This is a genomic window from Anoxybacteroides tepidamans (assembly GCF_014201465.1).
In the GTDB taxonomy this organism is placed as follows: domain Bacteria; phylum Bacillota; class Bacilli; order Bacillales; family Anoxybacillaceae; genus Anoxybacteroides; species Anoxybacteroides tepidamans.
The window spans coordinates 102,011-115,784 of record NZ_JACHEP010000003.1; the positions used below are offsets into that span (position 1 = coordinate 102,011).

At 42.0% G+C, this 13,774-nt stretch carries 12 protein-coding genes and 1 pseudogene; 5 read left to right on the forward strand and 8 right to left on the reverse strand.

Annotation, left to right across the window (positions count from 1 at the left end; translation table 11 throughout):
- Positions 1-927, reverse strand: a complete 927-nt coding sequence (locus tag HNQ34_RS05615; RefSeq protein ID WP_183252455.1) for a DMT family transporter — start codon at positions 925-927, stop codon at positions 1-3.
- A gap of 81 nt (positions 928-1,008) precedes the next feature.
- The gene (locus HNQ34_RS05620; protein ID WP_183252457.1) at positions 1,009-2,205 is read right to left on the reverse strand and encodes an MFS transporter; all 1,197 of its coding nucleotides are present in this window, start codon (positions 2,203-2,205) and stop codon (positions 1,009-1,011) included.
- 187 nt (positions 2,206-2,392) lie between these two features.
- On the opposite strand from HNQ34_RS05620, the gene HNQ34_RS05625 reads away from it, so the two are divergent.
- Complete coding sequence (locus tag HNQ34_RS05625) at positions 2,393-3,022, forward strand: chymotrypsin family serine protease (RefSeq protein ID WP_183252459.1); 630 nt, start codon at positions 2,393-2,395, stop codon at positions 3,020-3,022.
- Positions 3,023-3,224: 202 nt separating this feature from the next.
- Here HNQ34_RS05625 and HNQ34_RS05630 read toward each other — a convergent pair.
- Positions 3,225-3,452 (reverse strand): annotated as a pseudogene (locus HNQ34_RS05630) (IS4 family transposase); the annotation flags it as partial.
- A gap of 564 nt (positions 3,453-4,016) precedes the next feature.
- On the opposite strand from HNQ34_RS05630, the gene HNQ34_RS05635 reads away from it, so the two are divergent.
- Positions 4,017-4,367 carry a hypothetical protein gene (locus HNQ34_RS05635; protein WP_183252461.1) on the forward strand — a complete coding sequence of 117 codons (351 nt, stop codon included), beginning with the start codon at positions 4,017-4,019 and terminating at the stop codon, positions 4,365-4,367.
- Positions 4,368-4,523: 156 nt separating this feature from the next.
- On the opposite strand, the gene HNQ34_RS05640 is transcribed toward HNQ34_RS05635, so the two are convergent.
- The 5 genes from HNQ34_RS05640 to HNQ34_RS05660 all read right to left on the reverse strand — a co-directional run bounded on the left by HNQ34_RS05640 (position 4,524) and on the right by HNQ34_RS05660 (position 10,903).
- On the reverse strand, positions 4,524-6,143 hold the full coding sequence (locus HNQ34_RS05640) for a M20/M25/M40 family metallo-hydrolase (protein ID WP_183252463.1): 1,620 nt from the start codon (positions 6,141-6,143) through the stop codon (positions 4,524-4,526).
- Between the two features lie 72 nt (positions 6,144-6,215).
- Positions 6,216-7,658 carry a sucrose-6-phosphate hydrolase gene (locus HNQ34_RS05645; RefSeq protein WP_183252466.1) on the reverse strand — a complete coding sequence of 481 codons (1,443 nt, stop codon included), beginning with the start codon at positions 7,656-7,658 and terminating at the stop codon, positions 6,216-6,218.
- A gap of 164 nt (positions 7,659-7,822) precedes the next feature.
- A complete protein-coding gene (locus tag HNQ34_RS05650; protein ID WP_183252468.1) occupies positions 7,823-9,196 on the reverse strand; it encodes a sucrose-specific PTS transporter subunit IIBC in 1,374 nt (457 codons plus the stop codon).
- A gap of 187 nt (positions 9,197-9,383) precedes the next feature.
- Positions 9,384-10,217 (reverse strand): PRD domain-containing protein, encoded by an 834-nt coding sequence (locus HNQ34_RS05655; RefSeq protein ID WP_183252470.1) that lies wholly within the window; start codon positions 10,215-10,217, stop codon positions 9,384-9,386.
- A gap of 197 nt (positions 10,218-10,414) precedes the next feature.
- A complete protein-coding gene (locus HNQ34_RS05660) occupies positions 10,415-10,903 on the reverse strand; it encodes a PTS sugar transporter subunit IIA (protein ID WP_183252472.1) in 489 nt (162 codons plus the stop codon).
- A gap of 49 nt (positions 10,904-10,952) precedes the next feature.
- On the opposite strand from HNQ34_RS05660, the gene HNQ34_RS05665 reads away from it, so the two are divergent.
- The 3 genes from HNQ34_RS05665 (at position 10,953) to ald (ending at position 13,598) form a co-directional block, all read left to right on the forward strand.
- Positions 10,953-11,126, forward strand: coding sequence for a hypothetical protein (locus HNQ34_RS05665; RefSeq protein ID WP_183252474.1), 174 nt, complete (start codon positions 10,953-10,955; stop codon positions 11,124-11,126).
- Positions 11,126-12,352 (forward strand): PucR family transcriptional regulator, encoded by a 1,227-nt coding sequence (locus HNQ34_RS05670; RefSeq protein WP_183252476.1) that lies wholly within the window; start codon positions 11,126-11,128, stop codon positions 12,350-12,352. The genes HNQ34_RS05665 and HNQ34_RS05670 overlap by 1 nt, the downstream gene beginning before the upstream one ends.
- 112 nt (positions 12,353-12,464) lie before the next feature.
- Positions 12,465-13,598 carry an alanine dehydrogenase gene (ald, locus tag HNQ34_RS05675; RefSeq protein ID WP_183252603.1) on the forward strand — a complete coding sequence of 378 codons (1,134 nt, stop codon included), beginning with the start codon at positions 12,465-12,467 and terminating at the stop codon, positions 13,596-13,598.
- Positions 13,599-13,774: the final 176 nt, after the last annotated feature.

Sequence of the window (13,774 nt, forward strand, 5' to 3'; positions counted from 1 at the left end):
TCACCGCCTTAACCCGATCATTTTTCTTCGCAAAGAGGAAAGAACCATTTCTTCCAATGCTCCGGAAGCAAGCAACACGCCAACGACGATAAAGAAAAAGCCGAACCATTGCACGAAATGAATTGTTTCTCCTAAAAACAGAGCGGAAGCAACTAACGAAAAAAACGGCGACAAATTAATAAAAACGGCCGCTTCGGAAGCGCCGAGGCGTTGAATCGCGCGGTTGTAAACCATTTGCCCTAGCCCGCTTGCGAAAATCGCCGAGGCAAGAAAAACGAGCCATATCGGCACGTTTCCTTCCGTTAATCGCCCGATTCCGTCCCGCTCGGTCAACAAGCCGATGGCAAATAAAACGAACGACCCCAGCAACAGCATCCAAGCTGTTAACGCGATGACATTCATCGTTTGCGCCAGCTTTTTAATAAAAATAAAGCTGATCGCCTGTACTAACACGGCGAAAAAAATATAAAGATCCCCGAAAGAAACGGCACCGATTTTCGCCGAGCTGTGCGTTACGATAAACACGACTCCTGTAAAACCTAAAAGGATGCCAAGCACTTTCGCCGGCCGCAGCCGGTCGCGCAAAAAAACAACCGCAAATAGAGCCGTCACTAATGGCGCCATGCCTAAAATAATGCCAGCATTCGACGCTGTCGTCTTCGTTAAGCCGGTCGCTAAAAAATAATGATGGCCGACGACATTACATAATCCGACCATAAAGATCATCGCGATTTGTTGCACAGTCATTCGTTGGCTTTGTCGCATCACGGCCAGCATAAAAAATACCGTCAACGAAGCGGCGAAAAGACGCAACGCTGTAATGGTGATCGGCGTAAAAGCATTTACTAATAGTTTAATGGCCACCACGTTTGCTCCCCAAATAATCATCACCATCACAAGCGAAAAATAAGTAAATAATTTCGACATCGGATCCAACCTCTTTTTCAAAAATAAAAGAGAAGAAGCAATAATATTAAACGTATCGCTCCTTCCCTTTTTTGTCAATTGTTATGCCAATTCTTGCTGCTTTGTTTCTTTGCCCAATGTCCAAACCGCTAATACGCCGACGAAAATGGCCATGCAAAAAATCGCAAAAATCGTCGTGACTTCTGTTTTTTGCGCTGCAAGATAGCCGACTAAAAGCGGACCGAGAATGCCGCCGATCCGTCCGAATGAAGCGGCCATTCCTGCTCCTGTGCCGCGAATCGATGTCGGATATTGCTCCGGAGTATAGGCGTACAGCGCTCCCCATGCTCCAAGGTTAAAGAATGATAATAAAATGCCAAACAACATTAACCATGTTAATGATTCCGCATTTCCAAAAAAGTATGCACTTACCGCCGTACCGATTAAATACGCAATAAGGACAAATTTTCTGCCGGCGCGTTCAATGAACCATGCTGCACTGAAGTACCCCGGCAGCTGTGCAAGCGTCATAATGAGCACATACTGAAAACTTTTAATTAAGCTGAATCCTTTCATTACCATGACGCTCGGCAGCCATAAAAACATGCCGTAATAGGAAAATACGACGCAAAACCAAAGCACCCAAAGCATGATCGTTTCTCGCCGGTACTCCAAAGACCATACTTTCATAATATTTAAAAAAATGGTGTCTTCCTTTTTCACGCCGACAAATCGCGGGGAGTCCGGCAAATTCCAGCGCAAATAAACTGCATAAAACGCCGGAATCGCTCCTAATATTAATGCCATCTCCCATCCGTACGCCGGAATGACAAAATACGAAATCAATGCGGCTAAAAGCCAGCCAAATGCCCAAAAGCTTTCTAACAAAACGACCGTCTTGCCGCGTTCGCTTGCCGGCACGCTTTCGGAAACTAATGTAGAGGCGACCGGCAATTCACCGCCCAATCCCATTCCGACAAAGAAACGCAACACTAAAAACGCCGCCAATGTCGTTGTAAAGGCCGAAAGACCGCTGCCAACCGAAAACAATAAAAGTGTAAGAATAAAAACATTTTTTCTTCCGATCCGGTCGGCTAACAGCCCAAATACAAGCGCCCCAACCGCCATGCCGATCGAGTTGATGCTGCCGATCCAGCCCATTTCTTTCACCGTCAAATTCCATTCTTTTTGCAGCGCTGCTATAATAAACGACAGCATGCCGACATCCATCGCATCAAACATCCAGCCAAGGCCGGCAATGCCTAATAGCTTTCGCCGTGAAATCGTCTGTTGACTCATGACAAGCCTCCTTTTTTGACATGTGTAAAGTCACTCCATGTTCTCATTATATTGGTATAATCACAGTGTTTCAAACAAAAAACAAAGGAGGAGCCCTCATAGCCATCATGTTAAGAATAACATCTTTTTTCGATGCTAAAAACATGATATCCTTTCTAACAAAAATCATCATTCAGAAAAAGGTGTGGTGACAATAAATTTTTCTGAAAATTCAAAATATATGAACAAAGAGATAAACGATATTAGGAAAATCTTTAATGATGATTTAAAAATAAAATTTAAACAAGTGCAAAGATCTGAAAAGAAGCTTGATGAGATACATTCAACAGTACTCTCGAAAAAGAATGAGTTAAAAGAACAAGGTATACATGTTACTACTATATATTCTGATATACAAAGGAATAAGGTTATTATCGGTATTTATCCATTTGACAGTACTGCTAGGGATTCACTTGTAAATATATTCGGTTCAGATATTGAGGTAATTGAATCTGATGGTGGTTACGAAGAGTCTAGAACTGCTTATACACGGCCATTAGAAGGTGGCTTAAGGATTAACAATATTGACACAGGTTGGGGGTGTACGGGTGGATTTTCAGCTTCTTATGGAAACTGGGTTTACTATGTCACAGCTGGTCATTGCGGAAGAAGTAGTGATAGATTTAGCCAAGGCGGTTCATACTTTGGATATGCCTATAGGCTCGTAAATAGTAGTGAACTAGATGCAATGCTAATTTCATTAGGTCAACTTTCCTATGCTAGCAATTATAATTACGGACAGCCTAACTTTACTTATAGATGCAATTTGGAACTTTAACGTTTTCGTCTTTTTAGAGTAATCGGTATTTTTCGACTGTCGGGTACCACCTAGGCATGAAAATAACCGTTCATGGATTGATTATTTTCACAGAAACACACATGACGGTCGTTCTTCCCGCCACCATCTAAAATGAAAAATATCGCGGCTATTGATCATCCAAAATTATACATTGTTTTTCCATAAAAATGGGTATACTCAAGTATGGAACTTCCTTCACCTTTTTGGCTACCGTCGAGTAGTAAAATCGTGGCAACTGGTCGCGAGAGGCCACGTCGGCTCCATGGCGGAAGCTCTTCCATTCATGAGCAGCGGTGAGAAGGAAAAAATCAATGGGTGTTCGTAACGTAAATGTACGGGATATATCGTGGTAACCAACCGCTTCGGCGATCAGGCGAATTTCTTCATCGGAAACGATTTTTTGCAACAAATTCGGGAGTGTGGTAGCTTATTCATAGAGAGCACCTCTTTCCTAGGTTTGTTGGTTTGGTCACTTACATTCTACAAGAAAGGTTCTCTTTTTTCATGTTCCAAACCTATGAGAATGGGATAGGAAACATTATCATTTACAATATTGTTCTTTTGTGGTTTAAATGTATTTTATAGGATAATCAACATGCGTGATTAAATATCTAAGTGCTCTAGGATATCAGATCGAAAAGAAACAGGAAATGGCATAGTTTCCCAAAATAAAATCATCTTGAATCCGTGACAGCTTATGTTCATAATTACTCAAAAATCCCGTCACATCAAGATTCAGGCTTGTTTGTGTATACTCACCTAATAGGTGAGGTACAACATATACAATATTTGCTGATTTGTTGAGCTTTCTCAGCCTTTTGCACGAGTTTTTATCACGGATTCACGATCATTTTTAAACGCCTCTTTTTTTTCATAAAAAGGGAATAGAGGAAGGTTTAGTTTTGTGTTGTCTTTTTTAGATAAATGCGATCTCTTAACAAAATTATTTTTCATGCAAAGGAATGTAACTCAAATGATTAGAATTGTTATTTTATTAATCTTGGTTAGTTTACTCTTGATTGGTTGTACAGGAACAAAGTCTTTTGAAGGAATACTTTATGGTACTGAAGAAAATTATTTTATAGTGGAATGTTCTAATGCAGTAAATAAAGGGAAAAATAACGTAGAAGATATGAGTTATCCTTGCACAGTCCAAATCACAGATCAAACAAAATTCAGTGATGAAAATGGCAACAAATTAAGTGTTGACGACTTCACGGGAGAAGTAACTGTAAGAGTCATTCTTGTCACTCCTCAGACTATTAGTCAAAGTAAAGAAAGCAGAGACGTTGAGGCTAGGGAGATTATATTGCTTAACCGATAGAATTTGGTCCTTCAAGCCATAAAAAAACTGCCCCCCATCCGACGGCAGACTGAGAGAAGAGGGGCACCTTGTCAAAAAAGTGGAGAAACATCGTAGTTTCATCATACTTGTTCTTTGATATGTTTGGTAAGGAAATGTAATACAAAAAGGGCGCCTTTATTTTACAAACACCTTTTCAATCGTATACACGAGCCAGTCTTTTACCGTTTCAAAGGCAAACGGCACGTTTAGGCGTTCTGTCCATTGATGGGCGTCACGGCCGACGGGGCCGACGTTTAACACCGGGACGTTAAATTCCGCTAATGCCTCAATTGGCAACGTATAGCCTTGATTCCACATCGGCATGTTCGCTGCCAAGACGCGCAAAGACGCTAGCGGCTGTTGCAGCCCGACATAGCTTAAATCGGAAATGCCGCCAAAATAATGCTGCTGCACAAGCGTAATGCCGTGCTTTTCGTGAGCATATTGCTGCAAGCTCGACACAAGCCGCTGAATAAACGGCTCATCGCTTGAATTGACAGCCGGATAATACGGCGGCGCGTAAAACAATACGATCATCGGCGCCAAATCTTTGCAAAGAATACCAAGTTGGTCGACGAATTCAATCGTCCGCTCCCGTTCGTCTTTGCCCCTTTCACTCATAAAGATATTTTTCTCTAGCTGTTCAATTTTTTCGCGGCCAAACATTTCCACCGCTTTCTGTCGCAACTCGGCAAACGTCCATACGTTCACCGAAATCCATTTCGGTGTCGACCCCTCCATTTGCGCAAAGCGAACCGCCTGCTCATGATACCGCTTTTCCATTCGCTCTGCTGCACGTTTTGCCAATTCCACTAACGATGCCGTGACATCATCGAGCGATTTTTGTTGCAAAAATAAATTAAATAACGTCACGGCCCGATGCGGAATTTGCACCGAATAATCCTCTTTTAAGTCCGTCTGGAATAAATTTGTCGGCGGCGGGCTCACTTCGCCGCCAAATACTTCGCAAAAATCAGTGTTTAATTCAAGTTCATTCACGATTTGCGCCACCATCAAATTCGCATTCAATCCTGCTAGCGGCTCGCCAACGTGCGTTTCTTTTCCGTAACAATAAAAGCCCGGCAGCACTTTGCCGATCGAGCCGGTATAGATGTAATTCGTTTGATCGCCCGGATAGCGCGTAAACATCGGCTCCGAATTAAGCACCAACTGATATACCAAATCATATTTTTTCGCCATTTCAACTAACGTCGGAACAGCCGCACGCATCCCGACCGAGTTCACTTCTTCATCCGGAACGGTCAATAGCAGCAAATTTCCGTTAAACTGACCGTGGCACGCTTGCTCAATGAGCGACATATGGAGGGCAAGCCCGCATTTCATATCCATTACGCCGCGGCCAAACAGCCATTCATCGTGTTGTAAATCGGCTTGCACATCAGCTGGAAGCTGCTCTTTCTGTTCATAAAAACGCTCCGTTAACGTTTCCGGCGCAAACGCGATTTCTTTCCATGCTCCATAATCTTGCACATCGACAACGTCAAAATGGCTGACCAAAACGATCGTATCCCGCACTTGTTCCTCTTTTTTGACAAGTGCTGTAACGAAATAACGCCCATCCCCCGTCGGATGCAGCTGAACTAGTTCACGGTTAGTTTGAAAATAATCAAGCGTATGCAGCTGGTCGGCTATGTACTCTGCCAAACGAACTTCTGCTTCCGACCCGCTTACGCTTGCATATTCCACTAAACGGCAAAGTAACTGTTTCAACTGCTGCCTCGTTTGCCACTTCATATACATCACCCACTTTACATTCGCTCTTCTTTATTTTATCAAAAAAACGCCGCACATATGACAGGTGCAGCGTTACAAGTTCCATTTTGTAATGTCAAAAATACATTTCCCGTTAGCAGCAATGACGATGGAATGATTGCTTGGATACGGAAATAGACGCGCAGTAAATACTTCTTCGCCCCCATTCACAAATACTTCTATTGATGAAGTATCTAAAAAAATGTGCAATGAAAGGAGATGCTCCAAACGGCATTGCCTTTTTTCCGTTAAGCCGTTAACAAAACTTTTTCTCTCCAGCGTCAAAACGCGTTCATCATGGTGATAAATGAGCCGTGCATTATTGCGAATCTGCATTTCTATCATGCCTTCAAGTTGGTGGATATCGAATTTCAATTCGATGACATTACCGCTTATTCCTTCCAGCGAAATTTCCTCGTTCGCTACAGTTACATTCGTATAGGCAATTTCGTTTTTTCGCAGCTTTTGTAATTCCTCTACCGGCACTTGGTGTAGCTTGCCGTCGATAAGCCGAAGCTCGCGCGGCAATGTCAATGCGTGAATCCAGCGCTGCTGAATGGTTGGATGTTTCTCCTCATCTTGGTCTGGCACTCCCATCCACGCAATCAAAAGCCGCCGACCTTTCGCATCCAGCGTCGTTTGCGGAGCATAAAACTCAAAGCCCCGATCTAACTCAGTAAACGATCCGTGAACAAATTCCGCAGTTTCGTAATTCAGTCGGCCGACAAAATAACCGGCTTGATACACATTTTGATAATGCATCCCCTTCGCCTGCAAGCCTTGCGGACAGACAATCAGTACGTCTTGTCCATCCAATTCAAATAAATCGGGGCACTCCCACATGTAGCCAAACTCCCCTAATTGCTTCTGTTTTCCTCCGGCAATTGCACCAAGATACTCCCATTGCGTCAAATTTTTAGAACGAAATAGCACTGCCTTTCCATCTAAGCTCTCACTTTGAGCACCAACAATCATATACCAATCATCATCTTTTTTCCACACTTTCGGATCGCGAAAATGAGCCGTATATCCATCGGGAAGTGTAACAACAACTCCTTTTTTGACAAAATCGATCCCGTTCTCTGAAACGGCCATACATTGATACGTATGGCGGTTCCCATCTTCATCTTTTACGTTTCCAGTATAAAATAGCGTTAATAAACCATGATTATCAACGGCGCTTCCTGAATAGCACCCGTTTTTATCAAACCATTCACTCGGAGCTAATGCAACGGGCTCAAGCTTCCAATGGACTAAATCGCAAGAAGTATAATGTCCCCAAAATTTTGCTCCATGGCCTGTTTTAAACGGCATCCATTGATAAAACACATGATATGCGCCGTTCCAATGAATAAATCCATTCGGATCGTTCATTAATCCAACAGGCGGCATTAAGTGATACGAAAGCCGATATGGATCAGCTTCGACAATTGATCGATATTTTTCAATTTCCATTTGAGCCAGCTGGATTTGTCGTTGTTCGATTGCTGATTTCATAAAAAACGCTCGGATACTCGTAACTCTCGAGCCATAAAACCTCCTTTCGCTTATTAAATCGACGATTAAGATTGGAAGCGCTCTTGCCCGTAGCTTGCGCTTTTGTTTCTGCTGCAAGCTGCTGGCAAAGAACTTTTATTTCATTCGTGAAGGCAATAAAAATTTTATTCTTCTTCTTTAAATCCTAACATCCATGTTGCGCCAAATGCTGTGATCACAGCAATCGCAAAACCGATTAAATAGTTTATTAAGTTTGCCATCCCCATTGGCGCGACAATTGCAATCATCGGAATACCTGTTAGTCCATATGCGTTTGCTACAACGTTTGTAAAGACAACGTATGCACCGCCAACAGCTCCTCCGATCGCTGCGGCGATAAATGGTTTACGATATTTTAAGTTTATGCCAAAAATGACCGGCTCGGTAATGCCTAAAAATGCTGAAAAGGCTGCTGGCAATGCAATCTCTTTTGTTTTTGTACGCTTTGATTTGAAAAAGACGGCTAAGCCCGCACCGCCTTGAGCAATATTTGCCATCGACCAAATCGGTAATAAATAATTTTTTCCAATATCAGCTAATAATCCTGCTTCAATGGCGTGAAAGCTATGATGAACACCTGTGATAACGATCATTGAATATAACCCGCCAAAAATAAATCCAGCAAGTGCACCGCCTGTCTCATACACAAAATTTAATGTAGTCGTAATTCCTTTACCCACGATATTTCCGAGCGGACCAATCGCTAAAATCGCTGTAAACCCTGTCAAAATAACCGTCACAAATGGCGTAACAAGTAAATCAATCGAATGAGGAACAACTTTACGCAACGATTTCTCAATCTTGCTCATAACATATATTGCTAGTAGGATAGGAATAACCGTTCCTTGATAACCAATCATTGCAATATCAAAACCAAGGAAATGTAAATATTCCGGTTTTGCATTTGCTAATCCCCATGGATTTAATAAATTCGGATGCGTCATAATTCCGCCGATAACCGCGCCTAAAAATGGATTTCCGCCAAACTCTTTTGCCGCACTATAACCAATCAAAATCGGCAAAATGATAAACGCTGCACTTGAAAACATATCTAATAAAACGATCCACGCACTATCTGGGGCTACCCATTTGAACGCTTTCATCATGCCAAGCAATCCCATTAATAACCCGCTTGCAACAATTGCAGGAATAATTGGAACGAAAATATTCGATAATGTTTTAGCCAATCGCGCAATTGGATTCATTTTTTGTTTTATCGCTTCTTGATGAGTATCCGCACTAACGTTTTGCAAATTAGCTTCTTTTACAAACTGCTCGTATACTTTATTGACAACACCTGTTCCGAAAATAATTTGATACTGACCAGAACTTGCAAATGCTCCTTTTACCCCTTCTACGTTTTCAATCCCCTTTTGATCTACTTTTTTCTCATCGTGCAGCACAAGGCGAAGACGGGTTGCACAATGAACCGCACTGATAATGTTTTCTTTTCCGCCTAACAACGGAATTAGCTGTTTGGCAATTTGCTCGTAACTCATGATTTTTCCCTCCTGATCCTTATTTTTATAAAAATATAAAAAAGACCTAAAACGTACAAAAGATGAGATAAACATCTTTCATACATTTTAGGTCTTGCCTGCAACGTGCAGTCACAATCCCGCAATATTTACTATTTGTTTTCATTAATAGCACATTATACATAATAAGTAAACATTATACAAAAAATCAAGATTTTCTTATTAATCGTTGAATATGCAATGTAATGTATGCAAGTTCAGCATCAGGAAATTGAATGCCGTATTCCTCTTTTGCGTAGCGGGCCATGCTAATGGCACAAGCAAACTCTTTTTCATATTTCGTTTGAATGAGCCGCAGCATGTCCTCGTCTATCGTATGAAACAGTTCGCCAGTTTCAATCCGATTGAGCGCAAAGCGCAAATGCGTAAGCAATCGTTGATACGAAATGCTTTCTTCGTCGATGTCAATATGCAATTGTTGTTTGATGAGTTCGATCATGTCACGAATAAGCGTCGTTTGTTGAAGCGTTTTATTCATGCTCGCGGCATCCATTTTGGCTGTATGGATGTGTAAAGCAATATGTCCAACTTCATCATCTGGAATCTCAACGCCAAGTCGCTCACGAATAAGCTGCTTTGCCCAAAGGCCAATTTGATACTCTTTTTTGTACAACACTTTAATTTCATTCAACAATTTATTTTGAATTTGGTACCCTTGTTGAATGCGCTCAATCGCAAAGGAAAGGTGATCCGTTAACGCAATATGAATATGGTTATTCAGGGGAGCGTGCAGTTCCCCTTCGGCATAACTAATAATTTCTTCAGCAACGGCAATATGTTCTTCAGGAAGCGTACGCAATAGTTCTTGAAACTTTTCGTTCTCCTCTTCCATAACAAAAATTTTTTCAATTTTTGTTCGGGGAATGATGTCATTTTTTCGCTTTTGAAATGCAATTCCCGGACCCATTACGATTTTTTCCTTACCTTCATCTAATACAACAACCGCATTATTGTTTAAAATTTTATGGATTCGTAACATCATTTTTCGTCCCCTCAACGAACAAAATTTTCACCACCATTATATCCTTTTCAGCAAACCGGGTAACAGGCTTGTTGATAACCCCTACCATCGGTCTATTTATAGCTTTTATCCCCCATTTTAACTGGCCACATAGGCTTATTGCCATGCTATTATGTTTTTATATAAATATAATAAATAATCGACACTCGTGACCACATTTATTTTGTCGCGATTGTCATCATAACCGTTTGACCACGCTGAACCGTTTCCACCTCAACTCTCTCTATATGTTCAATCGCATCACTATTTGTAATAATAATAGGTGTTATTGTACTTTTCGCCTTCTGTTGGACGAGTGATAAATCAAACGTTATTAAACGATCCCCTACTTTCACACAATCTCCAGCTTGAACATGAACCTCGAATCCTTCGCCATTCATGCCGACCGTTTCTAGACCAATGTGAATTAAAATTTCCAGTCCTTTTTTTGAGCGTAGGCCAATCGCATGCTTTGTCGGAAACACTTGAACGATCTCTCCATCAATCGGCGCAACAACAATTCCTTCTGTCGGCTCAATCGCTACACCATCTCCCATCATTTTTTGTGCAAATACCGGATCCGGAACACTTTCGAGAGTAACGATATTTCCTGTCAACGGAGCAACGATCGCTTCCTTTTCAGCTTTTTTGCGGAACCATTTAAACATGATAAAATCCCCTCACTAGGAAAAATTTTGAAAAAAAGACCTAAAACGCATGAAAGAGCTTCTTCTTTCATCCGTTTTAGGTCTTGCCTGCAACGTGCAGTCACAATCCCACGTATATCCGCTTTCGATTACTAGACTAAAGCAAGCCCTTTCATTTGTCAAACAGATTTTTTTGTATGGTAAAATGGAAGGTAACAACGAAGATGAAACGGAGTGGATGTGATGAATCCTTTTGCCACTCATTTTGATAGTTTAGAAGAGTTCGCAGATCGGGTAAGTGAAGTATTACAATGTCCGATTACAATCGAAGATGCCAACCATCGGCTTATCGCTTACAGCACTCATGAACATTATACCGATCCAGCACGTACAGCGACGATTATTAACCGGCGCGTTCCCGAAAAAGTCATCAACAGCCTATGGCGAGAAGGAGTCATTCCAAAATTATTGAGCAATCGTGAACCGATTCGCGTAGAAATGATTTCGGAAGTGGGGCTTGGCAATCGCATCGCCATTTCCATTTGGAAAAACAAAGAAGTATTAGGGTTTATTTGGGCGATTGAAATGGAGCAAACATGGACAGAGGAACAATTTGAACTGCTGAAGCAAGCTGCTAAAGCAGCAAAAAATTTGCTTCTTCAGCTGCAAATTCGCAAACATAAAAAAGAAGAACGAATACAGGAATTTTTTTGGAAATTGTTGACGGGGCATTTTTCATCGCACAATGATATTATCCAACAATGCCACGTATTAAACATTCCCGTCTATCCGTTCTCTTCCGTCGTCATTTTTCATTTTAAACAAGAAATTCAACCACAAGTTGAACGACAAATCGACTATTTACTAAAAACAACGCAACAGCTTGCTGTCCCGCTTTATACGATCGACCATCACCGCCTGACTTTGCTTGCCGCCCCAAAATCAAACGCCAATGCACAGGCAGACATTAAACGGTTTTTGCGTTCGTTTATTGCGCAAATGAACGAACGGTTTCGCATTGAAATAACCGATGGTGCATTCGGGAGTATATACGAATGCTATACTAAAATTGAAAAAAGCTATAAAGAAGCGCAAACGGTTTTAAACATGAAACGGGCATTTCCCCACGATTTAGGAAATGTTCAAAGCTATCAAGAGCTTGGCATGTATCAATTTTTTGATTTGCTTCTTGAAAAAAAAAGGGATGGGGATTTTTACAATGAAACGTTAGAAAAGCTCAAACAATATGATAATCGCCACCATGCTTCTTTAGTCAAAACGATTGAAACGTTTCTCGACCACGACAGCAACGTCAACGAAACGGCGAAAGCGCTCAATATTCATCCGAACACGCTTGCCTACCGGCTTAAGCGCATCGCCGAAATCGGCGAAATTGACTTGCATGACATGAACCAAAAAGTAAAGTTGTATATCGATGTGAAACTGGCGAAGTATGAAACATCGCATTAGTTTTGTGGATTTCCACAAAATCATGCGATGTCTTTTTTTCTTCTTAACAAATAAAAAGTAGGGCAAACTGTGTATACTACAGATAAGGATATATGAGGGAGGAACTCAAATGATGATTATCGGTGTACCAAAGGAAATTAAAAATAACGAAAATCGCGTGGCAATTACTCCTGCAGGGGTCATGTCATTCGTTCAAGCAGGTCATACAGTCATTATTGAAAAAGACGCAGGAATCGGAAGCGGTTTTACAAATGAAGACTATGCAAGCGCTGGCGCACAAATCATCGATCATGCACAAGACGTCTGGGAGCAAGCCGATATGGTCATGAAAGTAAAAGAACCGCTCGCAAGCGAATACGGCTATTTCCGCCCGGGATTAGTGTTATTCACTTACTTGCATCTTGCGGCAGAGCCAGAACTCGCGCGCGCATTAAAAGAAAAAGACGTCACGGCGATCGCCTATGAAACGGTGCAAGTCGGCCGCACGCTTCCGCTTCTTACGCCGATGAGCGAAGTCGCAGGCCGCATGGCAGCGCAAATCGGCGCGCAATTTTTAGAAAAACCAAAAGGCGGAAAAGGCATTCTTCTTGGCGGCGTTCCAGGCGTCAGCCGCGGCAAAGTAACGATCATCGGCGGCGGTGTCGTCGGAACGAACGCTGCAAAAGTCGCAATCGGTTTAGGCGCAGACGTGACGATTATCGACTTAAGCGCAGACCGCCTTCGCGAATTAGACGATATTTTCGGCAACCAAATTACGACGCTTATGTCAAACCAAATGAACATCGCCCAAACGGTCGCGGAATCTGACCTTGTCATCGGCGCTGTTTTAATCCCAGGGGCAAAAGCGCCAAAATTGGTGACAGAAGAAATGGTGAGAGCGATGAAGCCAGGCTCTGTCATCGTTGACGTCGCGATCGACCAAGGCGGTATCGTTGAAACGAGCGACCATGTCACGACGCACGACAACCCGACATACGTCAAACACGGTGTCGTTCATTATGCGGTAGCGAACATGCCGGGTGCGGTGCCACGAACATCGACGATCGCGTTAACAAACGTCACGATTCCATACGCATTGCAAATCGCGAACAAAGGCGTTCAGCAAGCGATTATGGACAACCCGGCGTTAAAACTTGGCGTCAATGTCGCAGCCGGCGAAATCACATACGAAGCAGTTGCCCGCGACCTCGGCTACCACTACGTTCCGGTCGAAGAAGCATTCGGGAATCAACTTACAGCTAATTAATGTCAAAAACATCGTTCCTTAAGCCATAGGAACGGTGTTTTTTATATACTATTTTACCTTATTAATTAGATCATAACAAAACTTAAAAACAATAATACATAACTTAGAAATAATTTTACTAAAAAAATAAATGCTCATTAACTCTTTTTTTTTTGATAAATTTATTTTCACAAAAT